The organism is Flavobacterium reichenbachii (genome assembly GCF_002217435.1).
Classification (GTDB): domain Bacteria; phylum Bacteroidota; class Bacteroidia; order Flavobacteriales; family Flavobacteriaceae; genus Flavobacterium; species Flavobacterium reichenbachii.
Genome location: NZ_MUHF01000018.1, coordinates 41625 through 68506 on the forward strand (window position 1 = coordinate 41625; position 26882 = coordinate 68506).

25 protein-coding genes are annotated in these 26882 nt (G+C 32.7%); 17 read left to right on the forward strand and 8 right to left on the reverse strand.

From position 1 onward, the window contains the following. Window position 1 precedes the first annotated feature (1 nt). On the reverse strand, window positions 2-427 hold the full coding sequence (locus B0A68_RS14620; RefSeq protein ID WP_035690231.1) for an adenylyltransferase/cytidyltransferase family protein: 426 nt from the start codon (window positions 425-427) through the stop codon (window positions 2-4). Window positions 428-826: 399 nt separating this feature from the next. Here B0A68_RS14620 and B0A68_RS14625 point away from each other — a divergent pair, with 399 nt between their 5' ends. From B0A68_RS14625 to B0A68_RS14640, 4 genes are all read left to right on the forward strand, one after another. After that, window positions 827-1813, forward strand: coding sequence for a hypothetical protein (locus B0A68_RS14625; RefSeq protein WP_051893011.1), 987 nt, complete (start codon window positions 827-829; stop codon window positions 1811-1813). A 91-nt stretch (window positions 1814-1904) separates the two neighbouring features. Beyond that, window positions 1905-3767 carry an ABC-F family ATP-binding cassette domain-containing protein gene (locus B0A68_RS14630; RefSeq protein ID WP_035690229.1) on the forward strand — a complete coding sequence of 621 codons (1863 nt, stop codon included), beginning with the start codon at window positions 1905-1907 and terminating at the stop codon, window positions 3765-3767. Between the two features lie 76 nt (window positions 3768-3843). Further along, on the forward strand, window positions 3844-4329 hold the full coding sequence (locus tag B0A68_RS14635) for an FKBP-type peptidyl-prolyl cis-trans isomerase (RefSeq protein ID WP_035690227.1): 486 nt from the start codon (window positions 3844-3846) through the stop codon (window positions 4327-4329). A 24-nt stretch (window positions 4330-4353) separates the two neighbouring features. After that, window positions 4354-5157, forward strand: coding sequence for an O-methyltransferase (locus B0A68_RS14640; protein WP_035690226.1), 804 nt, complete (start codon window positions 4354-4356; stop codon window positions 5155-5157). Here B0A68_RS14640 and B0A68_RS14645 read toward each other — a convergent pair. Further along, on the reverse strand, window positions 5154-5666 hold the full coding sequence (locus B0A68_RS14645) for a hypothetical protein (RefSeq protein ID WP_035690224.1): 513 nt from the start codon (window positions 5664-5666) through the stop codon (window positions 5154-5156). The genes B0A68_RS14640 and B0A68_RS14645 overlap by 4 nt on opposite strands. 117 nt (window positions 5667-5783) lie before the next feature. Further along, window positions 5784-6440 carry a DUF6565 domain-containing protein gene (locus B0A68_RS14650; RefSeq protein ID WP_035690223.1) on the reverse strand — a complete coding sequence of 219 codons (657 nt, stop codon included), beginning with the start codon at window positions 6438-6440 and terminating at the stop codon, window positions 5784-5786. A 347-nt stretch (window positions 6441-6787) separates the two neighbouring features. On the opposite strand from B0A68_RS14650, the gene B0A68_RS14655 reads away from it, so the two are divergent. From B0A68_RS14655 to B0A68_RS14685, 7 genes are all read left to right on the forward strand, one after another. Further along, window positions 6788-7474, forward strand: coding sequence for an ABC transporter ATP-binding protein (locus B0A68_RS14655; RefSeq protein WP_035690221.1), 687 nt, complete (start codon window positions 6788-6790; stop codon window positions 7472-7474). Window positions 7475-7583: 109 nt separating this feature from the next. Next, window positions 7584-8147 carry a hypothetical protein gene (locus tag B0A68_RS14660; RefSeq protein WP_035690220.1) on the forward strand — a complete coding sequence of 188 codons (564 nt, stop codon included), beginning with the start codon at window positions 7584-7586 and terminating at the stop codon, window positions 8145-8147. A 57-nt stretch (window positions 8148-8204) separates the two neighbouring features. Next, a complete protein-coding gene (locus tag B0A68_RS14665; protein ID WP_035690218.1) occupies window positions 8205-8774 on the forward strand; it encodes a cob(I)yrinic acid a,c-diamide adenosyltransferase in 570 nt (189 codons plus the stop codon). 209 nt (window positions 8775-8983) lie between these two features. Further along, window positions 8984-9205 (forward strand): DUF2795 domain-containing protein, encoded by a 222-nt coding sequence (locus B0A68_RS14670; RefSeq protein WP_007138072.1) that lies wholly within the window; start codon window positions 8984-8986, stop codon window positions 9203-9205. Between the two features lie 89 nt (window positions 9206-9294). Next, entirely contained in the window at window positions 9295-12636 is a 3342-nt protein-coding gene (secA, locus tag B0A68_RS14675) for a preprotein translocase subunit SecA (protein WP_035690217.1), read from the forward strand. A gap of 248 nt (window positions 12637-12884) precedes the next feature. Continuing rightward, window positions 12885-13451, forward strand: coding sequence for a DUF2306 domain-containing protein (locus B0A68_RS14680; RefSeq protein WP_084679230.1), 567 nt, complete (start codon window positions 12885-12887; stop codon window positions 13449-13451). Further along, window positions 13448-14353, forward strand: coding sequence for a YARHG domain-containing protein (locus tag B0A68_RS14685; protein ID WP_035690213.1), 906 nt, complete (start codon window positions 13448-13450; stop codon window positions 14351-14353). The genes B0A68_RS14680 and B0A68_RS14685 overlap by 4 nt, the downstream gene beginning before the upstream one ends. Window positions 14354-14445: 92 nt before the next feature. Here B0A68_RS14685 and B0A68_RS14690 read toward each other — a convergent pair whose 3' ends face one another. Continuing rightward, window positions 14446-15108: a TrmH family RNA methyltransferase gene (locus tag B0A68_RS14690; RefSeq protein WP_035690212.1), complete on the reverse strand. Its 663-nt coding sequence runs from the start codon at window positions 15106-15108 to the stop codon at window positions 14446-14448. Between the two features lie 2 nt (window positions 15109-15110). Then, window positions 15111-15734: a hypothetical protein gene (locus tag B0A68_RS14695; protein WP_035690209.1), complete on the reverse strand. Its 624-nt coding sequence runs from the start codon at window positions 15732-15734 to the stop codon at window positions 15111-15113. Window positions 15735-15830: 96 nt separating this feature from the next. On the opposite strand from B0A68_RS14695, the gene B0A68_RS14700 reads away from it, so the two are divergent. From B0A68_RS14700 to B0A68_RS14710, 3 genes are all read left to right on the forward strand, one after another. Further along, window positions 15831-16532, forward strand: a complete 702-nt coding sequence (locus tag B0A68_RS14700) for an SIR2 family NAD-dependent protein deacylase (RefSeq protein ID WP_035690208.1) — start codon at window positions 15831-15833, stop codon at window positions 16530-16532. A gap of 137 nt (window positions 16533-16669) precedes the next feature. Further along, window positions 16670-18016 carry an adenylosuccinate lyase gene (gene purB / locus B0A68_RS14705; RefSeq protein WP_035690206.1) on the forward strand — a complete coding sequence of 449 codons (1347 nt, stop codon included), beginning with the start codon at window positions 16670-16672 and terminating at the stop codon, window positions 18014-18016. 176 nt (window positions 18017-18192) lie between these two features. Next, window positions 18193-20430 carry a cation:proton antiporter domain-containing protein gene (locus B0A68_RS14710; RefSeq protein ID WP_035690205.1) on the forward strand — a complete coding sequence of 746 codons (2238 nt, stop codon included), beginning with the start codon at window positions 18193-18195 and terminating at the stop codon, window positions 20428-20430. A gap of 193 nt (window positions 20431-20623) precedes the next feature. Here the strand turns inward: B0A68_RS14710 and B0A68_RS14715 are convergent, their stop codons facing one another. Further along, window positions 20624-21262 (reverse strand): peroxiredoxin, encoded by a 639-nt coding sequence (locus B0A68_RS14715; RefSeq protein ID WP_035690204.1) that lies wholly within the window; start codon window positions 21260-21262, stop codon window positions 20624-20626. 111 nt (window positions 21263-21373) lie between these two features. Beyond that, complete coding sequence (locus B0A68_RS14720) at window positions 21374-22285, reverse strand: AEC family transporter (RefSeq protein WP_035690203.1); 912 nt, start codon at window positions 22283-22285, stop codon at window positions 21374-21376. Window positions 22286-22402: 117 nt separating this feature from the next. Here B0A68_RS14720 and B0A68_RS14725 point away from each other — a divergent pair, with 117 nt between their 5' ends. The 3 genes from B0A68_RS14725 to meaB all read left to right on the forward strand — a co-directional run bounded on the left by B0A68_RS14725 (window position 22403) and on the right by meaB (window position 24755). Further along, window positions 22403-22810: an Rrf2 family transcriptional regulator gene (locus tag B0A68_RS14725; RefSeq protein ID WP_035690202.1), complete on the forward strand. Its 408-nt coding sequence runs from the start codon at window positions 22403-22405 to the stop codon at window positions 22808-22810. A gap of 56 nt (window positions 22811-22866) precedes the next feature. Beyond that, window positions 22867-23508 carry an NAD(P)-dependent oxidoreductase gene (locus tag B0A68_RS14730; protein WP_035690201.1) on the forward strand — a complete coding sequence of 214 codons (642 nt, stop codon included), beginning with the start codon at window positions 22867-22869 and terminating at the stop codon, window positions 23506-23508. A 161-nt stretch (window positions 23509-23669) separates the two neighbouring features. After that, window positions 23670-24755, forward strand: coding sequence for a methylmalonyl Co-A mutase-associated GTPase MeaB (gene meaB / locus B0A68_RS14735; RefSeq protein WP_035690200.1), 1086 nt, complete (start codon window positions 23670-23672; stop codon window positions 24753-24755). Window positions 24756-24942: 187 nt separating this feature from the next. Here the strand turns inward: meaB and B0A68_RS14740 are convergent, their stop codons facing one another. After that, window positions 24943-26874: an LTA synthase family protein gene (locus B0A68_RS14740; RefSeq protein WP_035690199.1), complete on the reverse strand. Its 1932-nt coding sequence runs from the start codon at window positions 26872-26874 to the stop codon at window positions 24943-24945. Window positions 26875-26882 lie beyond the last annotated feature (8 nt).

A 26882-nucleotide genomic window follows, 5' to 3' on the forward strand; every position in this document is an offset into this window, starting at 1 on the left:
CTTACTTTACCTTACTCAACTCCCTCACCGCCACTTCTTTCCTAAGTCCGCTGCTAGAAAAACGATGATCTCGTGCATTAAAATGGAGTTTTATTCCTTTATTCTCACAATATGCCCTTCCAGTAAAGTTTTGATCTTTGTATTCATCCCCCAGAATACGAACATCTATTTTAAAAGAACGAAGTATATCGTCTAAATCTTGCTCAGTAGAATATGGAACGATTTCATCCACAAACTTGCATCCTTTAAGCTGAATGTATCTTTCGACTACTGTTTGGGTTGGACTGTTTTTATCCGGACGATCTAATGTTGGATCAATTTGCAATCCCACAATTAAATAATCACACTGAAACTTAGCTTCTTCTAACATTTTTATATGCCCTGCATGAAGTAAATCAAAAGCACTAAAAGTGATACCTATTTTCATAATCTTAACTAAAATTAATCTGCGTTATTTTTATACTTAACATAGCTTCGCTTTTCCAACTCCCATATAAGTGTTAGAAATAAATTGACGAATTAAAAAAAACAGATTTACAGATACAGAGAGAAAAAATAAAATCTAAAAATCAAGCATTTAACAAAAACATTTTGATTAAGCTTTATTTTTTCATCAATAATAATTCTGAAATTTTTTGCAAAAGTAGTGCTTCATGATCCACTAGAGATATCAAAAAGTAAGAAATAACCTATTTTGATACATTTAAAACATATTGGCCCTACTTTGCAGGGCTATATCCTGAAAAATATTATCTCCTTAATTATCGTTAGAATTAGATAGTAGAAATTAAATTTGCAGTACAACTTAAAACCTTAATTTTGAATTATGAAAATCCATAACTTCAAGAAAAATAAATCTATACTCTTCTTGTTATTTTTATTTAACGTTTCTTACGGGCAGCTCTCTGGCTGTAGAGATTCTCTCTCTAAAAATTATAATGCAAAAGCTGAAGTTAATGACGGAAGTTGTGTCTATAAATCTTTAAAAATAAAGCCGGAATATTCAATAATATTAAGCGATTCTGTTAAGGGAACTTCAGGATTAATCACTTTTGATAATCTACTATGGACGCATAACGATGATCATGACACTACTCTTTATGGGCTTGATTCTCTTGGAAAAATTAGAAAGAAAATAATTCTGAGTACTTTGACAAATAATAACTGGGAAGAAATTTCTCAGGACGATACACATTTATACATTGGTGATTTTGGAAATAATAACAGCGGAAACAGAACTGATTTACAGATTCTTAAAATTGAAAAAAAATCTCTCTTAACAGAAAATCCTATTATAGAGAGGATTTCGTATTCTTATTCAGATCAAAGAAATTTTTCGGCACAAAAACCAAATACAACAAATTTTGACTGCGAAGCTTTTGTCGTTTCTAAAGACAGTATTTATTTGTTTACCAAACAATGGAAATCATCTCAAACAAATATTTATGTATTACCAAATCTACCCGGAAATCATATTGCACAATTTAAAAATACTTTAAACACAAAAGGTTTAGTTACAGGTGCATGTTATCTTGAAGATAAAAAAATAATCGCTCTTTGCGGTTATTCAAAAACAGGGAAAACATTTTTATATCTTTTATATGATTTCAAAAATAACGATTTTACATCAGGTAATAAACGAAAAATCAATCTTAAACTTCCGTTTCATCAAGTAGAAGGAATTACAACAAAAGACGGATCACACTATTTTATTACCAATGAATCTTTGATTCGAAAACCCATTTTAAATGTACCGCAGCAAATACATTATTTTGATTTGAGTTCTCTATTGAATTTCTATCTTAATAAATAATTCGTAAATCGCAGGATAAAAGTTTACTTTTGCAAAAAGTTATGTTTTGAAAAACATTCCTAACTTATAACTTATAACTCATACTTACAAAGTGAATTACTTATCTGTAGAAAATATATCGAAGTCATTTGGGGAAAGAACCTTATTTGACAATATCTCATTTGGAATCAATAAAGATCAAAAAATTGCTTTTATTGCCAAAAATGGTTCTGGAAAAACAACTATTATGAGCATTATTAATGGCTTGGATGAACCAGATACAGGACAAGTTGTTTTAAGAAAAGGAATTAGAATGGCGTTTCTTTCGCAAGACAACAACCTGCAGGAAGAGCTGACGATAGAAGAAAGTATTTTTGCTTCTGACAACGAAACGTTGAAAGTTATTGAAGCCTATGAAAAAGCATTAGAAAATCCTGATGATGAAGAAGCCTATCAAAAAGCCTTTGATGGAATGGATCAGCATAATGCGTGGGATTTTGAAACTCAATACAAACAAATTTTATTTAAGTTAAAACTGGAAGATTTTAAACTTAAAGTAAAAAATCTTTCGGGTGGACAAAAAAAACGTCTTTCATTGGCCATAATTCTGATCAATCGTCCTGATTTATTGATTCTGGATGAGCCAACCAATCACTTGGATTTAGAAATGATCGAATGGCTTGAAAGCTATTTTGCCAAAGAAAATATTACGCTGTTTATGGTTACGCACGACCGTTTCTTTCTGGAGCGTGTGTGTAACGAAATTATCGAATTAGACAACGGAAAATTATACCAATATAAAGGAAATTATTCTTATTACTTAGAAAAAAAAGAAGAACGAATTACCTCTGAAAACGCAAGTGTTGACAAAGCAAAAAATCTTTTTACAAAAGAACTAGAATGGATGCGCCGTCAGCCAAAAGCGAGAACTACAAAATCTAAATCACGTCAGGATGATTTTTATGTAATTAAGGAAAAAGCACAGAGCCGAAGAAAAGAAAACAAGGTCGAGCTTGAAATTAATATGGAACGTATGGGAAGCAAGATTATTGAGCTTCACAAAATTTCTAAAAAATTTAAAGATCACGTGATTCTTGATAATTTCAGTTTTGATTTTCAGCGCGGGGAACGTATCGGAATAATTGGTAAAAACGGAACAGGAAAATCTACTTTCCTTAATCTCCTAACAGGAGCCTTACCTCTTGACAGCGGGCGCGTTGTAAAAGGAGAAACCATAAAAGTAGGCTACTATACACAGAGTGGTATTAATCCGAAGCCTGGACAGCGCGTTATTGATATCATTAAAGAATATGGCGAATATATTCCGCTTGCAAAAGGCAGAATGATTTCGGCTTCCCAATTGTTAGAACGTTTTCTTTTTGATGCTAAAAAACAATATGATTTTGTAGAAAAATTAAGTGGAGGAGAATTAAAACGTTTGTATTTATGTACCGTTTTGATTCAGAATCCTAACTTTTTGATTTTGGATGAGCCAACAAACGATTTGGATATTGTAACTCTGAATGTTTTAGAAAGCTTCCTTTTAGATTATCCAGGATGTTTATTGGTAGTTTCTCACGACCGTTATTTTATGGATAAGATTGTCGATCATCTTTTCATTTTCAGAGGAAAAGGCGAAATTGAAAACTTTCCAGGAAATTACTCTGATTTTAGAGCATATGAAGACAGTGCTGATATTGCACAAAAAGAAGAAAATAAGGCTGAGAAGAAAGATTGGAAACAAAACAATCCAACCGGAAATCTAACTTTTAACGAGCAGAAAGAATATCAGAAATTAGAACGAGAAATTAAAGATTTAGAAATCGACAAAACTAAAATCGAACAATTATTTTCTGACGGAAAAGTGGCAGATACTGACATTGAGAAAAAAGCCAGCGAATTACAAAACATTATCAATAAAATAGACCAAAAAGAAGAACGCTGGTTTGAACTTTCTGCAAAAATTGAAGGTTAATTTCGTCCAAAGATTCTTCATTAAACAAAAAAAACAAATTTCATATATTAGCAATCTAATAAAATACCACATAATTATGAAAAAGCTATTAGCAGTGTTATTTACACTAACACTTTTTACATCTTGTTCTATTGACGGAGGAACTAATCCTGAAAACATTACCCCAAAAGATTATTCTGCAGAGAATGAAAAACAAATTACAGAATATTTAGCCAAAAACAATCTTACTTCAAAAGCGCAGGCAACTGGAACTGGATTATATTTTATTATTAATGAACAAGGAACTGGAAAACAGGCGACAACTTCGTCAACTGTAACCGTTTCTTACAAAGGATCTCTTATTTCTGGATCTGTTTTTGACCAAAGCACTGCTGATGGATCAACTTTTGTGCTTAGTAATTTAATTGAAGGCTGGAAAGAAGGTATTCCTTATTTTAAAGAAGGCGGCAGCGGTCTGCTTATAATTCCGGCACATTTAGGCTACGGAAGCTATAATAAAAATGGAATTCCAGCTGGTTCGGTACTTATTTTTGAGATTAAATTAGTATCTGTAACCAACTAAAATTGATTCTGAAAAGTTAACAAAATGCTGTTTCAAATAAAATCGTATCTAAAATTTCTCTGGAAATCTAAAAATGAACATGGTGTTCATTCTCCATTTGTTTTTAGTTTACTGACTAAATGTTTTTACGATAAGAAATCAAAACCAGAATATCAAATTCTAAAAAACTATAGAAAGTCACTTCTTGATAATAAAAATTTCATTGAAGTGACTGATTTTGGAGCAGGTTCAAGAGTTTTTAAATCTAATAAAAGACAGATTTCTAAAATTGCCAAAACAGCTGGAATTTCTCCAAAACGAGCAGAACTTTTATTTCGCGTAACACAGTATTTTAAACCTGAAAATATTCTAGAGATAGGAACTTCTTTAGGTTTAGCCACTTCTGCCCTTGCCTTAGGATCTCAAAGCCTTAAGAAAAATTCAAAAGTAATTACGTTAGAAGGATGTCCACAAACGGCAGATGTCGCTAAAAATCAACTAAATAAATTTGATTGCAAGAATGTTGAAAATGTAATTTCAGAATTTGAATCTTTTTTAATTTCCGAAAATCTATCCCGAAACTTTGATACTGTAATCTACGATCTAATATATTTTGACGGTAATCATTCTAAAAAAGCAACTTTGGCCTATTTCGAACTTTTACTGCCAACAATTAACAACGATTCTGTGTGGATATTTGATGATATACATTGGTCTCCAGAAATGGAAGAAGCTTGGGAAATCATTAAAAAACATTCAAAAGTAAAAGTAACAATTGATACTTTTCAATGGGGTTTTGTATTTTTCAGATATGAGCAGGAGAAAGAACATTTTACAATTAGAAGTTAATTAAATACATCTTTCGGTATCGCTTTAGAAAATAACCTTTGGTATTGCTTCATTGCACCATTATCATTTATAGGATAATTAAATAATAAAAAACTATTTTGAGGTGATCGTTGTTCATAAATTACTAAATATCTTATAATAGTATCTGGTTTTATGTCCGGAATTTCAACAAAATCATTTTCTGAAACATTATTCGATATCAATTCATCTTTTATTAAATACTCAAACTCCACTTCGCCTAAAGCTTTTCCCCTTCCTGATTTGTAGTACATTATTTTTCCCTCAGTCAGACCGTAATCCTCTTTTAATCTTTTAAAATGATAAATACCATATAAAGTTTTAAGAGACATATAAACAGCAATAAACATTAAAGAAAGAATTGCCGCCAAATTTGAAATCGGAAATTTAGAAAATCCTTCAAAGAAATAACATAACCGAAAAAGCAGCAGTGTTACAACTATTATTATTAAAAGATTTATGATGGGATTGAGATTAAATAGGAAATTCATACAGATACTTGTTATAGGCTAAAATATTTTTTTAAAAACAATTATCCAAAATATTAAAATAAAAAAAATGACAACCATTTCTGATTGCCATTTCTTCAACTTTACAATTTTTATTTTTTATTTTTTAGCGTCTTTATTTTCCTCAGATTTAGCTCCCATTCTGTTTACAGTATACATTGGAGCAAATTTTACTTTTAAACCTGCAATTTTTCTGTTATCTTCAGAACTAAGACCTTCTTTTTCAACTGTATTTTTACGGCTGTCAAGAGCTTCATACATTAATTTAATTTCATCCCAGTCTTCACGAGAATAGCTGTCTTTATTATCCTCAACTGTATGAACAAATTGTTGGTATACATTATGAATATTTTGAGCATTAACCCATGCAAAACTCATATCGTCACCAATTTTTCCTTCACCAAACAAAGCATTACGCAATTGTTGTTTAGGAGTAACTTTTGGGGCAAAAACGGTGGTCATTTCATTTTTAAATTCTTCGTATTTCGTTTTACTTGCATTTATTTTTTCTGTCTCGACAGTATTATCTTTAAGATCTGCAAGTGCTAATTGAGCATTTTCTGCTCTTCTATTATACTCAGCATCGACATCTTTCCAATTGGCTTTCAATTCGTCTGCTGTTACATTCTTAACTGAATCGACGTAGGTTACATATGAGTCGATTGTTTTCTTTGCATTTTCTTGTTTTTCATCTTTACATGAAGTAAAACTTAAACCTATTAATGCGATTCCTGCTAAAATTTTTATGCTTTTCATAATTCTGATTATTTAATATTAGATAACAAATATAGCTAAATTTTTAAATAATTCTAAATAATTAATAATTTTTTATCATTTATAATAAATATTATTCAGTTAAATTTAAAAAATATGATAATTATGTAAATAACAAAAAAAATACTATAACAACTTTTTTATTTTTTGAATTATAATCTTTAGTGATATTTAAGTTTTTAAAACATTTACCATAAACTAACTCCTTTCTTATATCTGAAACTTGAAGATTTGAAATACAAAAAACATGTAACAAAAATCAATATATCTCTACTTATCAAATTATTGAAAAGTGTTTTGTACTTTTAAATCCAAATTATAAGAACCAAATGGCAAATCCATTAATTAAAATAACTGACATAAAACGAAATTTTGTACTGGGTAACGAAATTGTTTATGTTTTAAAAGGAATTAATTTAGAAATAAATAAAGGTGAATATGTTGCTTTAATGGGACCTTCGGGCTCAGGAAAATCAACTTTAATGAATCTGCTCGGATGTCTGGACACGCCAACCTCTGGACAATATGTATTAAACGGAAAAGACGTTAGTCAAATGAGGGATGACGAACTTGCCGAAATTAGAAATAAAGAAATTGGTTTTGTTTTTCAGACCTTCAATCTTTTACCAAGAACCACAGCTCTTGACAATGTTGCACTGCCAATGATTTATGCAGGTTATGGAAAATCAGACAGAATTGCGCGCGCCACCGAAGTCTTAAAACAAGTAAACTTAGCAGACCGAATGGATCACCAGCCCAATCAGCTTTCTGGAGGACAGCGTCAACGTGTTGCCATTGCCCGCGCTTTAGTCAACAAACCTTCGATTATTTTGGCAGATGAACCAACAGGAAATCTAGACAGTAAAACTTCTGTAGAAATCATGAAACTTTTTGGAGACATTCATGCGCAGGGAAATACTGTAATTCTTGTTACACACGAAGAAGATATTGCGGCTTATGCACATCGGGTTATTCGTTTAAGAGACGGATTAATTGAAAGTGACACGACAAAATAAGTTAAACCGTTTATTTGGTTAATCGTTTAATCGCAATGAAAACAAAATATAACACCAGTACCTTAAAACTTTACGCCTTAAAATTAAAAACTGATCTAAAAAACATCAAATGCGAATCATAAAATATTTTTTACTAGCGTTTTTGATTTTGGCATCATGTAAAAATGTTTCAAAAAAAGAGGTTCATTATACTGAGATACCACCTAAACCACCCAGAACAAAAATATTTTGGCTTAAGGATAAAACTGTCAACATTCAAATAGATCATACTTTATCCTATTCTAAGGATATTAAATGTGACTCTGTGATCGGAGTAAACTACATAGGTTTTGCGGGCGAACATTTTTTTAATCCTATTAATGAAAAAGGACAATATATAAATACGATTATTCAAACAAAAAAACTAAATCAGAAACAGATTTCAAGATTAAGCACAATCATTGGAAATAAAAAAACCTATAAAGACCCTAACATAGCAGCTTGTTACGAACCAAGACTTGCATTTATATATTTTAAAAACGACACCGTTATCTGCCAAACGCAAATTTGTTTAAGCTGTAACCAGCTTCATTCTTCTGCACATATTGCTGATGGAGCCGACGGCAATCTCAATAAAGAAGCTGTTAAAAAATTAACCGAACTACACGACGAACTCGGTTTCAAAGAAAACTAAAAAACTAAACAACTGAGCACCTCAGTCCCGAAGCTTCGGGATAGCATCTTAAAAAAAATGAAAGTATATACCAAAACCGGAGATAAAGGCACAACTGCTCTTTTTGGCGGAACTCGTGTACCAAAAGATCATATTAGAATTGACAGTTACGGAACTGTTGATGAATTGAACTCTTATATAGGACTGATTCGTGATCAGGAAATTGATTCGCATTATAAAAGTATTTTAATAGAAATTCAAGATCGTCTTTTTACGGTAGGTGCTATTCTGGCAACTCCTCAAGAAAAAGAGGTTTTGAAAAATGGAGAGCTGAGATTAAAAAATCTCGGTATTATCGATTCTGATATCGAATTATTAGAAAACGAAATCGACTCAATGGAAGAAAGCCTTCCGCAAATGACTCATTTTGTTTTGCCAGGCGGTCATCAAACAGTGTCATATTGTCATATTGCACGTTGTGTCTGCAGACGAGCAGAACGACTGGCAGTGCATTTAAGTCATAACGAACACGTTCCGGAAATCGCAATCATGTATCTAAACCGACTTTCTGACTACCTTTTTGTCTTGGCACGGAAGTTGTCCTCTGACTTAAAAGCGGAGGAAGTAAAATGGATTCCTAGAAAATAAATTTTCTACTAATTCCAAATTTTATAAATCCTAAATTCCAACACATAAAAATTCTTTGAATTTTAAAGCATTTGGATTAAATATTGGGATTTTATATTCCATTTTTGGAATTTAACAAGAGACGTTCTTAAATTTTATTAAAATAAATCAAAATTTACTTGTCTTTTTCAGTAAAAAATTTATTTTTGCACAAACTAAACAGATAACAGATGTATTGGACATTAGAATTAGCATCTTATTTAAGTGATGCGCCATGGCCTGCTAACAAAGACGAACTTATAGACTACGCTATTAGAGCTGGTGCTCCATTAGAAGTAGTAGAAAACCTTCAGTCAATTGAAGATGAAGGTGAGATATATGAATCAATGGAAGAAATTTGGCCTGATTATCCAACAGACGAAGATTATCTTTGGAATGAGGATGAATATTAAAAAATAAACCAAAGAAAAAGTCTCTCGTTAAGGAGGCTTTTTTTTTGGTACAAAATACACATTTACATAAAATAGAAATACGATAGATCATGAGTTTCATAAACAGTATTATTAAAGTCTTTGTAGGTGACAAGTCACAAAAAGATGTCAAAGCTTTACAACCTTACTTAAACAAAATTAAAACATTCGAAACCAGCTTAATGAGTTTGTCTCACGACGAATTGAGAGCTAGAACCGTTTATTTTAAAGAAAGAATAAAAGAAGCCAGAGCAGATAAAGATGCTAAAATAGCTTCGCTTAAAGCAGAAGTTGAAAACATCGAAGACATTGACAAAAGAGAAGATCTTTATGATGCGATTGATGCTCTTGAAAAAGAAGCATATGAAATTTCAGAAAAAACTTTATTAGAAATTCTTCCCGAAGCATTTTCGGTTGTTAAAGAAACGGCTCGTCGTTTTAAAGACAATTCTCACATTGAAGTTACTGCAACTCCAAAAGACCGCGAATTCTCAGCTGCAAAATCATACATCACAATTGATGGTGACAAAGCAGTTTGGGCAAATAAATGGAATGCTGCAGGTAAAGAAATTACCTGGGACATGATTCATTATGATGTTCAGTTAATTGGTGGAATGGTTTTGCACGAAGGTAAAGTTGCCGAAATGCAGACTGGTGAAGGTAAAACTCTTGTTGCTACGCTTCCACTTTACTTAAATGCTTTGACTGGAAACGGTGTGCACTTAGTGACTGTGAATGATTATTTGGCAAAACGTGATAGTACATGGAAAGCTCCTTTGTTTGAATTTCACGGTTTATCTGTAGATTGTATCGATAATCACCAGCCAAGTACAGAACAAAGAAAAAAAGCATACGACGCAGATATCACTTACGGAACCAATAATGAATTTGGATTTGACTATTTAAGAGATAACATGGCGCACTCACCAGCCGATTTAGTGCAGAGAAAACATAACTACGCTATTGTCGATGAGGTCGATTCTGTATTAATTGATGACGCAAGAACGCCGCTTATTATTTCTGGACCAGTTCCGCAAGGAGATCGTCATGAATTTAATGAGTTGAAACCAAAAATCGAAAACTTAGTAAGTCAGCAGCGTCAGTTAGCAAATGGGTTCTTAGCCGAAGCTAAAAAATTAATCAAAGAAGGAAATACTAAAGAAGGCGGATTCTTATTGTTAAGAGCTTACAGAAGTTTACCTAAAAATAAAGCATTAATTAAATTTTTGAGTGAAGAAGGAATTAAACAATTGCTTCAAAAAACTGAAAATCAATACATGCAGGATAACAATCGCGAAATGCATAAAGTTGATGAAGCTTTATATTTTGTCATTGAAGAAAAAAATAATCAGGTTGAATTGACAGACAATGGTATTCAATACCTTTCTGGAGATACCGATTCTGACTTTTTCGTACTTCCAGACATTGGAACTGAAATCGCTGCTATCGAAAGACAAAAACTAGATAAAGATTCTGAAGCAGAAGCTAAAGAAAGATTATTTCAGGATTTTGGAGTTAAAAGCGAACGTATCCACACCCTTACACAGCTTTTAAAAGCGTATGCTCTTTTTGAAAAAGATGTAGAATACGTTATTATGGAAAACAAAATTATGATTGTCGATGAGCAGACAGGTCGTATCATGGATGGCCGTCGTTATTCTGACGGATTACACCAGGCGATCGAAGCTAAAGAAAATGTAAAAATCGAAGCTGCTACACAAACTTTCGCAACCGTTACATTACAGAATTATTTCAGAATGTACAGCAAATTAGGAGGTATGACCGGTACAGCTGTTACTGAAGCTGGCGAGTTATGGCAGATTTATAAATTGGACGTTGTTGAAATTCCAACCAACCGTGCCATTTCAAGACAAGACAAAGAAGATTATATATACAAAACTACACGTGAAAAATTCAACGCTGTAATTGAAGATGTTACTGAATTATCAAACGCAGGAAGACCAGTACTTATTGGAACAACTTCTGTAGAGATTTCAGAATTATTAAGCCGAATGTTGAAAATGAGAGGCGTTACCCATAACGTTTTGAATGCTAAAATGCACAAACAAGAGGCACAGATTGTTGAAGAAGCAGGTAAAGCCGGAGTGGTAACTATTGCAACAAATATGGCTGGTCGTGGTACCGATATTAAATTATCTCCAGAAGTAAAAGCTGCCGGAGGTTTGGCAATCGTGGGTACAGAACGCCATGATTCTCGTCGTGTAGACAGACAGTTACGTGGTCGTGCAGGACGTCAGGGAGATCCGGGAAGTTCTCAATTCTACGTTTCTCTTGAAGATAACTTAATGCGTTTATTTGGTTCTGAAAGAGTGGCAAAAGTAATGGACAGAATGGGACTTCAGGAAGGCGAAGTGATTCAGCATTCTATGATGACTAAATCTATCGAACGTGCTCAGAAAAAAGTAGAAGAAAACAACTTTGGTGTTCGTAAACGTTTATTAGAATATGATGACGTAATGAACTCACAACGTGAAGTTGTTTACAAACGTCGTCGTCACGCTTTATTTGGAGAACGTTTGAAACTGGATATTGCCAATATGTTATATGATACTTGCGAATTAATCGTAAGCAATAATAAAGCTGCAAATGATTTCAAAACTTTTGAATTTGATTTGATCCGTTATTTCGGAACTACTTCTCCAATTTCAGAAGCTGATTTTACAAAATTATCAGACATTGAAATCACTGGAAAAATATACAAAGAAACTTTAGCTTTCTATACTGAAAAAACAGAAAGAAGCGCTAGAGAAGCTTTCCCAATTATTAGAGGAGTTTACGAAGAGCCAAACAATCATTTTGAAAGAATCGTTGTTCCTTTTACTGACGGAATCAAAACTTTGAATGTGGTTACTGATTTGAAAAAAGCGTACGACAGCGAAGGTGCTCAGTTAATTGCTGATTTCGAGAAAAACATCACACTTTCTATTGTTGATGAAGCCTGGAAAAAACATTTACGTAAAATGGACGAATTGAAACAATCTGTTCAATTAGCAGTTCACGAACAAAAAGACCCATTGCTTATTTACAAATTAGAAGCTTTTAATTTGTTTAGAGGAATGTTAGACAACGTTAATAAAGAAGTAATTTCATTCTTATTCAAAGGTGATTTACCAGCTCAAAACGTTCCTGAAATTCACGAAGCAAGAGAAGTTCGTCAAAAAGAAAACTTTAAATTAAGTAAAGACGAAATCGTAAACAGCGAAGATATTAATCGTGAAGCTGGAGAAACACAACAACGTCAGGTTACTGAAACAATTGTGAGAGATATGCCAAAAATCAACCGTAATGACACTGTAACAGTTCAGGAAGTTGCAACAGGTAAAACTGAAGAAATGAAATTTAAAAAAGCTGAAACTTTGATCACTTCTGGAGAATGGGTTTTGGTTAAATAATAATTTAGATTTGACCGGCAGTTTACAATTTCAACTGTTGTAGAAAATACTAACTTTTAAATCCCCAATTATTTTTAATTGGGGATTTTTTTTATTTAATAATCACATTATCCCCAACTTTAAAATCAATATTCTGAAATCTTATTCTTACTTTTGAACTGTAATTATTTTTATTTAAATTGAAACAACATCTAAAATCTGCTTTACCGGTAATTATCACTTTTATTTTTTGTTATTTCTTTGTATTGATGGCCCAAATCACATTCCATTATCTTCCATTAAGGAAAAATGCGGCTTTTCTTCAAATAAAGCAGACAGAAGTTTCAGAAATACCTTTTTACATTTTCTTATTTTATTTACACGTTTATTCTGCAATATTTGTTTTGTTTACCGGATTCACACAGTTCAATTCTGTCATATTAAAGAAGCAACCTATTATTCATAGAAATATTGGTAAGCTATATGTTTTTACAGTTCTCTTCTTAAGTGCTCCATCAGGTTTTTTTATTGGTATTTTTGCCAATGGAGGTTTTTATTCACAAATCTCTTTTGTCTCCTTATCACTTTTATGGTTTTATTTTACTTTGAAAGGCTTTTTAGCCATCAAAAGTAAAAATATTGTACTTCACAAAACATTTATGTTAAGAAGTTTTGCCCTAACATTTTCCGCTGTCACTCTCCGATTATGGAAGGTAGTTCTTGTATATTTGTTTCAACCTTCACCAATGGATTTGTATCAAATTATTGCCTGGCTGGGATGGATTCCAAATTTATTAATCATTGAGTATTATATTTATAACAAATCTAAAAAATGAAAAATCTATTTTATTTATTATTTGCCATTTCACTTTTTTCATGTAATTCAAAAGAGAAGAAAACGTTAGAAAATCAACCACAAAAACTACAAGAACAGGAACTAATGACTGAACTTTATGGTTCATGGGTTGGCGATTTCGTTGCAGAAGAAAGGGATCCTAATGGTCAAGAATCCGAAATGCACATCAATAAAATTAATATTTCAATTAAAAAAATAACTTCGTCAGAAGTTACAGGAAGAAGTATCGTTGCTGGAAATAACAGACCGCTTACCGGCAGAATGACAAAAAAAGGCAATACTATTCATTTTATCCTTAATGAACCGGGAGATGATAAAAATGATGGCTTTTTTGATTTTGAAATAAAAAACGACACTCTTCTTGTGGGAACCTGGACAGCAAATAACCCTAAAAAAGAAGTAAGTAAAAGAAGTTTTCAACTTACTCGAAAAGAGTTCAGATATAACCCTTATTTAATGCTTCCTGAAGAAGGAATGTATGTAGATTATCAAAATCCAAAAATAGAAAATATAAAAATTAAAGCAGAAGAAGAACCAGAAATAACAGAAGAAAAAGAAGAAGAATATGAAACTAGTTCTTTATACAGAATTGCTTCTGAGAGTATTATCACACTTAATTCGTCGACACAAAAATTAACCGAATCAGATTTAAAAAATCTAAAGAAAATAGATTTACAAATTCTCAGAAACACAATTTTTGCCAGACATGGCTTTACTTTTAAAACAAAAACAATACGCCAGTTTTTTGATCAGGTCGAATGGTATATTCCGATTTCGAGCAATGTAAATGCGAAATTAACATCGATAGAAAAAGGAAATATTGCTATTTTAAAGCGCTTCGAAAAATATGCAGAAGATAATTATGATTCTTTTGGACGATAATTTCACTTAAATAAAAATGCCCTCAACTAGTCTTTAACTTTTTGGGGGCAGTTTTATTTTTTGAGTTTAATTGGAGTTTTTTATTAGGACAATCATCTAGGATTCTCCTCGTAATAACGTGCCTCAATTCGTTTTATATCTTTAATTGAATTTTTAGCCCAAGCCAATCGTTTTTCCAGAATTTCTTCTTCTGATAATGGCCAGTTAATATCTGAATTGCGTAATCTACTGGTAAGATTTTGAATGATAATTGCTGCCGAAACAGAAATATTTAGACTTTCAGTAAAACCAACCATCGGAATTTTTAGAAAACCATCTGCCTTTTCTAATATTTCCTCCGAAAGACCGTCACGTTCTGTCCCAAAAAACAAAGCACTTGGTTTTGTAATATCAAAGTCTTCCAGCAGGCAGTCATTTTCATGCGGTGTAGTTGCAATAATTTGGTAACCCTGATTTTTTAAAGTCGAAACACAATTTGTAATCGAATCAAATTGATTGATGTCAACCCATTTCTGAGCTCCCATTGCAATTTCTTTATCGATACGTTTTCCATAACGCTGTTCAATAATATTCAATTCCTGAATTCCGAAAACTTCGCAGCTGCGCATTACCGCACTTGTATTGTGCATCTGAAAAACATCTTCTACCGCAATCGTAAAATGTTTAGTACGAGTTGACAGAACTTTGAGAAATTTTTCTTTACGGTTATCGGTCAAAATATTTTCCAGGAATGCGAGGTAATCTAAATCAATCATTATTATAATTTATTTCTGAGTATGTTATTAATTACTTCATACAAAACAAAGGTATTCCAATCTTCTTTATAGGAATATCCGCGATTAAATTCTATAGCATTTTCATTAGAATAAATAGAAATATAGGTAGTATACTTTTTAATTCTAACATCATTCCAAAGGATCATTTTTTTTTCTTGTTTTAAAAGTTTCGAAATGGAAATAATTACTCCTTCCGGATTAATATTAACTTCTCCAATATTAAAAGATTCACCTGCTTCAAAATCTTTAATAAAAGAAACTACTTGCTGCTTAAAACAAAAATCCCAAAGAGTATTAATTATTTTAGCGTAAAGTTGATGATGTTCATGCTTTTTTATTCCTAAATAACTTTTAAAATTAATTTTCAATATTTCATTATTGAAAATTTTAATATACAGTTGATATTCACGTCCAAAAACAATATCATATTGATATAAAGTTACTCCATAACGAAATTCTTTAATTTCATTTATTTTAAATCTTGTAACTCCTTTTCCAGCTAAATCTTTATCTTCAAAACTAATAAAATCAGGATGAAGATGTAATTCTCTCCTATAATTATCTAAAATCCCTCTTTTAATCTTTAATTTAAGTTCGACTCCCAATTTGTTTAAATTTAATACACCGCTAAAATAACTATTTCATTTCAAAATTTTCTGTTTTGACTATCTTTGAATTAGGAATCAAAATCTCAACAAAAAATGAAAAAGAAATTAGTAGTGCTGACAGGAGCCGGAATTAGTGCTGAAAGCGGCATTAAAACGTTTCGCGACAGCGACGGCTTATGGGAAGGACATGATGTTATGGAAGTTGCAACTCCCGAAGGCTGGCAAAAAAACCAGGAATTGGTTCTGGACTTTTATAATAAAAGAAGACAACAGCTTAAGGAAGTACAGCCAAATTTAGGACATCAGATTTTGGCTCATCTGGAAAAAGATTTTGATGTATACATTATTACTCAAAATGTAGACGATTTACACGAGCGTGCCGGAAGTACAAACGTTTTGCATTTGCATGGAGAATTACTAAAAGTTAGAAGCACTCAAAATAAAAATCTAATTCTCGACTGGACAGAAGATCTATTTACTGGAAGTTTTGACGAAAACGGACATCAATTACGACCTCATATTGTTTGGTTTGGCGAAGAAGTTCCTGCGCTTGAAGAAGCTATTGAAATAACAGAAACTGCAGATTATTTTGCCGTAATCGGAACTTCCCTGCAAGTTTATCCTGCTGCTGGACTTATTTCTTACACACCAAGTACAACCCCGATTTTTTATATTGATCCGAAACCAATTGCGATTCCTAATATTCGAAATAAAGTAGAAACAATTGCTCAGTTTGCCTCTACAGGTGTTGCAGAATTTAGAGAAAGATTACTGGAGCTGGAAAAGAGCAAATGATTTTAATTTTACTATTTTAAGATAAAATCCTTAAAACCAAAATTTAAATAACAGAATTGATTATAATAACTTACAACTAATTTTCAGAAGTTTTAGCAATACGTTATATTTGCACCTTTCGAAAAAACAACATAACAATGACTACTCTAAACGAATTGAACGCTATATCGCCAATTGACGGAAGATATAGAAATAAAACTCAAAACCTGGCTCCTTTTTTCTCTGAAGAAGCACTGATAAAATACCGTGTATTGGTTGAAGTTGAATACTTTATTGCATTATGCGAAGTACCATTACCACAACTTGCAGACGTTAACCCTAATTTGTTTGACAGCCTGCGCAGCATCTACAAAAATTTCTCTACTGAAGATGCTCTTTGGATCAAAGAAACAGAGAAAGTAACAAATCACGATGTAAAAGCTGTAGAATATTTTATTAAAGATGCTTTTGAAAAACTTGGGTTATCCCAATACAAAGAGTTTATTCACTTCGGTTTAACTTCTCAGGATATTAATAATACTGCCATTCCACTTTCTACAAAAGATGCTTTTGAGCAGGTTTATATGCCTTCTTTAATTTCTTTAATTTCAAAACTAAAAGAATTAAGTGTAGAATGGGCAGCTATTCCAATGTTGGCTCGTACCCACGGCCAGCCGGCTTCTCCTACTCGTTTAGGAAAAGAAATCCTGGTTTTTGTTGAGCGTTTAGAAGAGCAGATGCGTTTGTTGTTCAACATTCCGTTTGCAGCCAAATTTGGCGGTGCGACAGGAAACTATAATGCACATCATGTAGCATATCCTCAAATTGACTGGAAAAAATTCGGAAATAAATTTGTTGAAACTGACTTAGGTTTACATCATTCATTTCCAACAACACAAATAGAACATTATGACCATTTTGCTGCCTTTTTTGACGGTTTAAAAAGAATCAATACAATCATTATCGACCTAGATCGTGATATCTGGACGTATGTATCGATGGATTATTTTAAACAAAAAATCAAAGAGGGAGAAATTGGATCCTCTGCAATGCCTCATAAAGTAAATCCGATAGACTTTGAAAACTCTGAAGGAAACTTAGGTATCGCAAATGCTATTTTTGAACATTTAGCAGCCAAACTGCCTGTTTCCAGATTACAGCGTGATTTAACAGACAGCACTGTTTTACGTAATATTGGAGTCCCGATAGGACACACGATCATTGCTTTTGAAGCTTCTTTGAAAGGTTTGAATAAACTTCTATTAAATGAAGCTAAATTTGCTGAAGATTTAGAGCGAAACTGGGCGGTTGTAGCCGAGGCAATCCAGACAATTCTTCGTCGTGAAGCGTATCCTAATCCTTATGAAGCGTTGAAAGGTTTAACAAGAACAAATGAAGCGATTGATAAAAATGCAATTCATAATTTTATTGCGACTTTAGAAGTTTCTGATGCTGTAAGAGCAGAATTATTGCAAATAACTCCTAGTAATTACACAGGAATTTAAATAAAACCTAAAATATTTTGTCAAAAAAAGCTATCTTTATCGAGATAGCTTTTTTTATTGAATTTGATTGAAAACTAGCTCATGCTGAAATAGAAAGCTTTTTATAAAAAACTTTTTTTAATTAAAAGCTGAAAAATATAAGCTGGAAATAGCTGCTTAAAAATACCACTTATTATATGTTTGCATTAAACGCCGCTGCAGAAACTACACATCATTTACAACCTTTGATCAGCGACCTTGGATTAATTCTGATGACCGCCGGAATTGCCGTGCTCCTATTTAAGAAAATGAAACAGCCCCTCGTGCTGGGATATTTGATCGCTGGATTTTTAGCTGGAAATCATTTTGATTTTTTTCCTTCTATTACAGACATGAAAAGTGTAGAAGTATGGGCAGAAATCGGCGTTATCTTTTTGTTATTTAGTTTGGGGCTCGAATTTAGTTTTAAAAAATTAATGAAAGTCGGAGGAACTTCTTCCATAACCGCCATTACCCAAATCCTTTTTATGACACTGATTGGTTATTGTGTGGGACAATGGATGGGATGGGGAAAAATGGACAGTATTTTTCTCGGAGCAACACTTTCTATTTCTTCTACAACTATCATTATTCGTGCTTTTGACGAATTAGGAGTAAAAGGAAAAAAGTTTGTTGGAATTGTATTTGGCGCTCTAATTGTAGAAGATATTGTGGCTATTTTAATGCTGGTTTTGTTATCGACAATTGCGGTAAGCGATCAGGTTTCGGGAACTGAATTATTACAATCAGTTTTAAAATTAATTTTCTTTTTGATTATATGGTTTTTAGGCGGAATTTTTATTATCCCAACCATCTTAAAAAAAGCCAAACATCTTTTGACTGATGAAATGCTTTTGATTATTTCTCTTGCACTTTGTCTGATGATGGTAATTTTTGCTGCCAATGTTGGTTTTTCGCCTGCTCTCGGTGCTTTTATTATGGGTTCTATTATTGCTGAAACCACTCAGGCAGAAAAAATTGAACATTTAATTCAGCCGGTAAAAGATTTATTTGGTGCTGTTTTCTTTGTATCAGTTGGTATGTTAATCAATCCGGAGACTTTGGTAACCTATGCATTACCAGTAGCGATTATAACACTTTTAACTATTTTCGGAAAAGCATTTAGTTCTTCTATAGGAGCTTTATTATCAGGACAACCGCTCAAACAATCTGTTCAAACTGGAATGAGCTTGGCGCAAATTGGAGAGTTTTCTTTTATCATCGCAACATTAGGAATGACATTAAAAGTTACCAGTGATTTTCTATACCCAATAATTGTTGCCGTGTCTGCGATTACAACTTTTACAACTCCGTTTTTAATTAAATATTCTGAATCTTTTGCTCAGTTTTTAGAACAAAAAATGCCAAAAAAATGGGCTAAAAACATTAACCGATATAGTGTAAATGCCCAAGCGATTAAATCGGTCAGTACCTGGCAGATTGTATTGCGATCTTCAATAACACAAATTATACTGCATACCATAATTATCACAGCGATCATTTTGTTATCATCAAAATTTGTGGCGCCTTTGGTAGAAGATACCCGATTCGGAAACACTTTAGCAGCACTTATCACTCTAGTTATTATTGCGCCATTTTTATGGGCTCTTTCATTGCGACGCGTTAAGGTTGAAGAAGTAGAATCTTTGTGGGAAGAACGTAAATACAGAGGTGCACTTTTGATGCTGATTTTAATCAGAATGAGTCTCGGATTATTTTTCGTTGGTTTTTTATTGAATATTTTCTTTTCTCCTTTGATCGCTTTTATAGCATTAATTATTGCTATCGCCGCCTATCAGATATTCCCTAAGAAATTAAATGATCAATATCATAAAATCGAAAGTCACTTTTTGAAAAATCTGAACGATCGCGAAAACAAAAAATTAGACCGAAGATATGCAAATTTAATGCCTTGGGATGGCCACATGTCTATTTTTGATATTGGAAAAGAATCGAATCTTGCCGGAAAAACTTTAGAAGAATTAAAAATTCGGGAACTTCTGGGAATTAATATTGCATATATCAGACGTGGGGAAGTTACGATTCCGATTCCATCAAAAAATGAGCGCTTGTTTCCTGGAGACGAGATTTCTGTAATTGGCACTGATGCCCAGATTGCAGAATTTACCAAATACTTAACTCAAAACGAAAATGAAGCCAGAAAAATCGAAGAATCTGAAATTGTTTTACGTCAGTTAGAAATTTCTCAGGAAGAATTTACACAAAAAAGCATTGGACAATTTAGAGGAAAAACAGGTGGAATGGTAGTAGGAATTGAAAGAAATGGTAATCGTATCTTAAACCCTGAATCTAGTTTACTTTTACAGCCAAATGATATTATCTGGGTTGTTGGTGACAGAAAAAAAATAGCTGATTTGATTAGAGCAAATAGATAGTTTTTTTTTAAAGGAATTAAGATACTGAGTTTCTGAGGCACTAAGAGTTTATCTCTTTGGGTAATCTAGAAATTTAGCTTTTTGCTTTTTTTCAAAAGATACTAAGGCGCTAAGTTGGAAAGTTTCCAAGAGTTTTATTCTCTTAAATTCTTACCAACTTAGCACCTTAGAAATTTAGCAGCTTTAAAAAAAACTACTTATTGGGCTGCGGTGTCAAACGCAGGTAAGGTTTTATAGGTGTATGCCCTTTTGGAAATTTTGCCGGAATATCACTGTCTGGAACTGCAGGCGAAATCACCACATCTTCTCCGTCTTTCCAGTTTGCAGGAGTTGCCACACTGTAATTTGCAGTCAATTGTAAACTGTCTATTACACGTAATAATTCGTCAAAATTTCTTCCTGTAGAAGCTGGATAAGTCAGGGTTAATTTGATTTTTTTATCGGCGCCAATTACAAAAACAGAACGTACAGTAAACTTATCACTCGCATTTGGGTGAAGCATATCATACAAATTAGCTATTTTTTTATCTTCATCTGCGATAATCGGGAAGTTAACTTCTGTGTTTTGAGTTTCATTAATATCTTTAATCCACTCTAAGTGCGAAGCTAAACCATCTACACTCAGTGCGATAACCTTAGTATTTCTTTTGACAAATTCCGGAACATAGTTCGCAACAGTTCCCAATTCTGTTGTACAAACAGGAGTAAAATCTGCCGGATGTGAGAATAAAACACCCCAAGAATCTCCCAACCATTCGTGGAAATTAATTGGTCCTTGTGTTGTTTCTGCCTGAAAATCTGGAGCTATATCGCCTAATCTTAATGTTGACATAATTTATAGTTTTTAGTTCCTCTAAAATTAACTAAAAAATGCAACGAGAAAACAATCAATATTTAAAATATTGTTAAAGTTCTACTTTACCTATATAATTAGTAATTACAATTAAATAAAGCTCAATACAAAATACCAAACAGCCAGCGTTACAAAAGAAATTGGTATTCCAAACCCAATCATCATACTGCTTAATTTAGGTTTTAATCCGTAAGTAGAAGCTAAAATTGCCCCTGTGATCATTGGCGCCATTGCCATTTCCATAATGGTAATTTTAATTTCTTCAGAATTCTGTTTAAATACAAAAACATATAAAACAAAAATTATAAGCGGTGCAAAAATCAAACGATAAAAAAGTCCAAGTTTCAAAAACTTCCAATGCTGGCTTTTCCTGTCAAAAGTAAGTTGTAATCCTACGGACAATAAAGCTAGAGGCGTAACCAAACTACCGATTTTTAATAAAACAGATTGAAGACTATCATTCAAATTATATTCAAAAATATTTAACAGACAAGCAGTTATAAAAGTTAGAAACGGAGGAAATAGTATTATTTTTTTTATAATTCCAAAAGTATCCGGAGTTCCTTTTGAATAAAAAGCCGCTACAAAAACTCCCAATGTAGAAACAACAACAAATGTTCCCGGCTGATCTACCAAAACTGCAGTTTCTAAACCTCGTTTTCCAAACAAAGCTTCGATAATTGGATAACCAAGAAAGGAAGAATTACTCAATCCTGCCGTAAGAATTAAACAGCCTGTAAGTTTTTTAGACCAGCCCAATCGTTTTCCGAGAAAATGAAAAAAGAAAAAAGCAAGAACAAAAGTAATCCACCCCGCTCCTATCGGAAACAATAAATCGTTACTCCATTTTATTTTCGGAATATGATATAAGGTAATGGCAGGAAGGCAAAAATAAATGACAATTTTATTTAAAACCTTATAGATATGGGTCGGAAAACGTTTTACTCTTTGCAAAAGTAAACCCAAAAACAAGAAGAAGAATATTAGAATAAAATTGTTCATAGCTTAGAATCATCACAAAAATAAGGTTTTATAAAACAACGGAGAAGTTTAATTTTTAGTTAAAATTATTTTTTAACCAATAAAACATCTTATATTTGTAACATATTTTATTACAGTATGATTTCAGGTAAGTTTGCCATAACGATTCACATTCTAACGCTACTCACTAAATTCCCTAATGACTTTTTGTCTTCTGAATTTATTGCGGGAAGTATCAATCTGAATCCTGTTTTGGTGAGAAAAGAGATTGCCAACCTAAAAGCAAATCATATTGTAGAAAGTAAAGAAGGTAAAAATGGAGGTACAAAGCTAGCGGTTGATTCTTCTAAACTGACTTTAAAAGAAATTTTTGAAATGACTTTTGAAACAATAGGTTTGGGGTACGCTAAAAACCAGCCGAATCCAGATTGTCCGGTAGGAAAAAAAATCAATCAGAATCTAGACGCTTTGTACAGTGAAATGAATCAAAAAGTCAGCGCACAGCTGGAAGGAATTTCTTTAGAAGATTTTTCGAATCAGTTCTAAACTATTTTTTTAACCAAAACTGTAACATTTTTTATTACTAAATAAATTTATATATTATGAAAATCGCAATTATTGGAGCAACAGGATTTGTTGGCTCAGCCATCTTAAACGAATTAGCAGACAGAAAGCATGAAATAACTGCTATTGCAAGAACTCCAAAAGACAGTACAAACGCAGCGTGGGTTGCTGCAGATATTTTTAATACTGAGGCTTTGGCAGAAATTCTAAAAGGTCACGACACTGTAATTAATGCATATAATCCTGGCTGGACAAACCCGAACATATATGATAATTTTCTTGCAGGTTCTAAAGCGATACAGGAAGCGGTTAAAAAATCGGGTGTTAAACGTTTTATCACAATTGGCGGTGCAGGAAGTTTATTTGTTGCTCCAGACTTACAAGCTGTTGACACTCCAGATTTTCCTAAAGAAATCTATCCTGGTGCCAATGCTGCAAGACATTATTTAAATATTATTAAAGAAGAAAAAGATTTAGACTGGGCATTCTTTAGTCCTGCTTTTGAAATGCACGCCGGAACTACGACAGGAAGAACAGGAAAATATCGTTTAGGACTTGAAAATCCAGTTTTTAATGATGAGCAAAGAAGCATTTTATCTGTTGAAGATTTAGCAGTGGTTATTGCTGATGAAACAGAAAATCCAAAGCATCATCAAGTTCGTTTTACGGCTGGCTACTAAGACTTTTGTTAGCCAAGAATTACACAAATTTCCAACAATTATTTTTTATTAATGTCCGTTTTGTGCATAACAAATTAGTGGAAATTCGTGTAATTCGCGGCAAACTAACTTTTTGAAACTGTTTTTGTTTTCTGTACTTTTACAATACCAAAAAGTACATTTTGCCGACTTCAAAAAAACAATCAAGCAGTTTACAAGAAAAACCTGGAATTTCGTCTCCCGAAATCACCAATATTGCAGCTATTAATCAAATTAAAAACAAGCGCAGAAAACAACCTTCTTCTCAAGAATTGATTAAAGGCATTTTAGAAGGAAACAGAACTTCATTGAGCCGAGCTATTACTTTAATCGAAAGCACAAATCCCGAACATGCTGCAAAGGCAAACGAAATTGTAAACGGCTGTTTAGCTCACGCAAACAAATCGGTTAGGATTGGAATCACGGGAGTTCCGGGAGTTGGAAAGAGTACTTTTATTGAAGTCTTTGGTAAGTTTTTAACCGCTTTGAATAAAAAAGTGGCCGTATTGGCAGTTGATCCAAGCAGTTCCCTTTCGCACGGAAGTATTTTAGGAGACAAAACGCGCATGGAAGAATTAGTCAAAGACGAAAATGCTTTTATTAGACCAAGTGCCTCTGGTGATACTTTGGGCGGTGTGGCGAGAAAAACACGCGAAACAATTATTTTATGCGAAGCAGCAGGTTTTGATACAATAATTATTGAAACAGTTGGAGTTGGGCAAAGTGAAACAGCCGTTCACAGTATGGTTGATTTTTTTCTTTTATTAAAAATTTCCGGCGCCGGCGATGAACTTCAAGGCATTAAACGCGGGATTATGGAAATGGCAGACGCAATAGTAATTAACAAAGCAGATGGTGACAACATCAAAAAAGCAAATTTGGCGAAATTAGAGTTTAATAGAGCTTTACATTTATTTCCTGCTAAAAAATCTGCATGGACTCCAAAAGTTAGTACTTGCAGTGCGATTACTAAAGATGGAATTTCAGATATATGGAAAACGATTTCTGATTATTTTGAGATGACAAATGAAAGTGGATTTTTTCAGGAAAAAAGAAAAGAGCAAAATCAGTTTTGGCTGATGGAAACAATAAACGAACAATTAAAATCAAACTTTTATAATCAGCCTGAAATTATTTTACAATTAGAAGAAAACAAAAAAGCAGTTCAAAATGATGAAATGTCCCCTTTTGCAGCAGCTCAGGAGTTATTGAAATTGTATTTTAAATAAAAGGTTCAAAGCATCAAAGGTTCAGAGGTACAAAGGTTTTCGTCATTAAGCGAAGAAATAATCCTTCTAAAACTTCAAAAAAAAAGAAAAGGTTCAAAGCATCAAAGGTTCAAAGCGACAAAGTTTATATACTCTGTTTCTTTGAACCTTTTTTCCTTTGTTCCTCTGAACCTTTGTCCCTCTAAACCTATTTTCTGAGTTTATACTTTTTTTCCTGATACAAATTTCCTGCTGTTATAACGTGTGCTAAAGCATCTTTGGCTAATTCTTCGTTTAATTTTACAGGAATTAGAGTAGTATCATTTTTAATTTGGAATTGCAGTGGTTTTAGATTAGGCTGCATAATGACAACTTGATCTTCGACTCTAAATGCATTAATATCATTAAACTGCATAATCGATCTTCCTTGTATATCCGAATTTAATTTATTCAAATTTCTTCCTACCATCGGAGTCTCAAAAGGAAGTCCTAAATAACCCAATAATGTTGGTGGAATATCAATCTGACTGGCCAATTTATTATAAACAGAACCTTTTTGAACTCCAGGTCCGATGATTAATGCCGGAATATGAAACTTATTAATCGGAACTAAATTTTTACCGTAAGTTCTGGTATTATGGTCTGCAATTACAATAAATATTGTGTTTTTAAAATACGCTTCTTTTTTAGCCATCTCGAAGAATTTTCCAATAGAAAAATCTGCATATTTCATAGCATTGTTTACCGTTGCAGGTTTTTTATCGTACGTTTTTATTCTTCCTGTCGGATATTCAAAAGGTTCATGATTTGAGGTTGAAAACATTAAAGAAAAGAAAGGTTTATCTCCTTTTGACTTAAAATAATTATTAGCCTTTGTTACTAAATCTTCATCAGAATATCCCCAAGTTCCTTTAAAAGCGTATTTATTTCCGTCAGATTCAAAATCTTCCTGATCTACAATATCCTGAAAACCATTCCCGTTAAAAAACGAAGCCATATTATCAAAATTGGCCATTCCTCCATAAATAAAACTAGTATCGTAGCCTTTTTGTTTTAAAGCATCTGCCAAAGTAAAAAAACCTTGCTGCGAATTTCCTAGTTTCACCACGCTTTCAGACGGCGATGGCAAAAATCCTGTCACAACAGCTTCAATACCACGTACACTTCTTGTTCCGGTACAATATAAATTGGTAAATAATAAACCTTCTTTTGATAATTTATCAAATTCTGGTGTTAATGGCTTTCCTCCTAAAATCCCAACATACTCTGCCCCTAAACTTTCCTGTAGAAAAATTACCAAATTATACGGTTTCTTTACTACTGTATCCGGTTGTTGTACATGAAGAAACGGAATCTCTGCATTTGTAAAATCATTTGGACCAGCGATCATGTATTTTTTTACACGAGCCACAGCTTCGGCTTCGTCCATTTTTCCGTACATTTTGGTGTTGCCTTCATTTTTAATAGAATAAGCAGCAAAAGCAACAGTATAAAATGAATTTAAACCCAGAGTATTTGTTAACTGATCTGTAGAAAAAACAGCGTTACTGGCATTAATAGGACGTTTTGAAGTTAAACTCGAACGTGCTCCAAAAAACAATAAAAATGCTGTTAATGGAAAAACCATCAATTTGAATTTATATTCGGCAGTAGTGGTATGAAAAAGTTTTTTTCCTTTTTTAAATGCAAAATACAATACTAATCCCAGAATTAAGAATGTGATAATTATTGAAGTCAGGTAACTTTTAAGCAGCATTCCGACAACTTCTTTTGGGTAAATAAGATAATCTAAGAAAATCTTATTAGGACGCGTATCATATTGTTTTACAAAATCCGGCGAAGCTAATTCTACAAAAAGAATCAAAAACAAAAATAAAAAACTGTAAATAACCAGAAAATTATTGGTGAATTTAATTGCTTTATTAGGTAGAAAAGTAATCAGAACCGCAGGAAGAAAAGACAAATAGCATAGTAAAATTAAATCCATTCGCAGACCGATTGGAAAAATGTACCAGAAATTTGGCGTTTCGGCCACTCTTTCTTTAAAAAGAAAAAATAAAAATATGCGGCTTAACGTAGTGATAAGCAATCCGATTGCTATGAAATTTAAAACAGGTTTTAAAAAACTAAATTTTTTCATTAATAAGA

Coding starts and splice junctions, on each gene's coding strand:
- B0A68_RS14620 (WP_035690231.1), bottom strand. CDS start 427: ATGAAAATAGGTATCACTTTTAGTGCTTTTGATTTACTTCATGCAGGG.
- B0A68_RS14625 (WP_051893011.1), top strand. CDS start 827: ATGAAAATCCATAACTTCAAGAAAAATAAATCTATACTCTTCTTGTTA.
- B0A68_RS14635 (WP_035690227.1), top strand. CDS start 3,844: ATGAAAAAGCTATTAGCAGTGTTATTTACACTAACACTTTTTACATCT.
- B0A68_RS14640 (WP_035690226.1), top strand. CDS start 4,354: ATGCTGTTTCAAATAAAATCGTATCTAAAATTTCTCTGGAAATCTAAA.
- B0A68_RS14645 (WP_035690224.1), bottom strand. CDS start 5,666: ATGAATTTCCTATTTAATCTCAATCCCATCATAAATCTTTTAATAATA.
- B0A68_RS14650 (WP_035690223.1), bottom strand. CDS start 6,440: ATGAAAAGCATAAAAATTTTAGCAGGAATCGCATTAATAGGTTTAAGT.
- B0A68_RS14655 (WP_035690221.1), top strand. CDS start 6,788: ATGGCAAATCCATTAATTAAAATAACTGACATAAAACGAAATTTTGTA.
- B0A68_RS14660 (WP_035690220.1), top strand. CDS start 7,584: ATGCGAATCATAAAATATTTTTTACTAGCGTTTTTGATTTTGGCATCA.
- B0A68_RS14665 (WP_035690218.1), top strand. CDS start 8,205: ATGAAAGTATATACCAAAACCGGAGATAAAGGCACAACTGCTCTTTTT.
- B0A68_RS14670 (WP_007138072.1), top strand. CDS start 8,984: ATGTATTGGACATTAGAATTAGCATCTTATTTAAGTGATGCGCCATGG.
- secA (WP_035690217.1), top strand. CDS start 9,295: ATGAGTTTCATAAACAGTATTATTAAAGTCTTTGTAGGTGACAAGTCA.
- B0A68_RS14680 (WP_084679230.1), top strand. CDS start 12,885: ATGGCCCAAATCACATTCCATTATCTTCCATTAAGGAAAAATGCGGCT.
- B0A68_RS14685 (WP_035690213.1), top strand. CDS start 13,448: ATGAAAAATCTATTTTATTTATTATTTGCCATTTCACTTTTTTCATGT.
- B0A68_RS14690 (WP_035690212.1), bottom strand. CDS start 15,108: ATGATTGATTTAGATTACCTCGCATTCCTGGAAAATATTTTGACCGAT.
- B0A68_RS14700 (WP_035690208.1), top strand. CDS start 15,831: ATGAAAAAGAAATTAGTAGTGCTGACAGGAGCCGGAATTAGTGCTGAA.
- purB (WP_035690206.1), top strand. CDS start 16,670: ATGACTACTCTAAACGAATTGAACGCTATATCGCCAATTGACGGAAGA.
- B0A68_RS14710 (WP_035690205.1), top strand. CDS start 18,193: ATGTTTGCATTAAACGCCGCTGCAGAAACTACACATCATTTACAACCT.
- B0A68_RS14715 (WP_035690204.1), bottom strand. CDS start 21,262: ATGTCAACATTAAGATTAGGCGATATAGCTCCAGATTTTCAGGCAGAA.
- B0A68_RS14720 (WP_035690203.1), bottom strand. CDS start 22,285: ATGAACAATTTTATTCTAATATTCTTCTTCTTGTTTTTGGGTTTACTT.
- B0A68_RS14725 (WP_035690202.1), top strand. CDS start 22,403: ATGATTTCAGGTAAGTTTGCCATAACGATTCACATTCTAACGCTACTC.
- B0A68_RS14730 (WP_035690201.1), top strand. CDS start 22,867: ATGAAAATCGCAATTATTGGAGCAACAGGATTTGTTGGCTCAGCCATC.
- B0A68_RS14740 (WP_035690199.1), bottom strand. CDS start 26,874: ATGAAAAAATTTAGTTTTTTAAAACCTGTTTTAAATTTCATAGCAATC.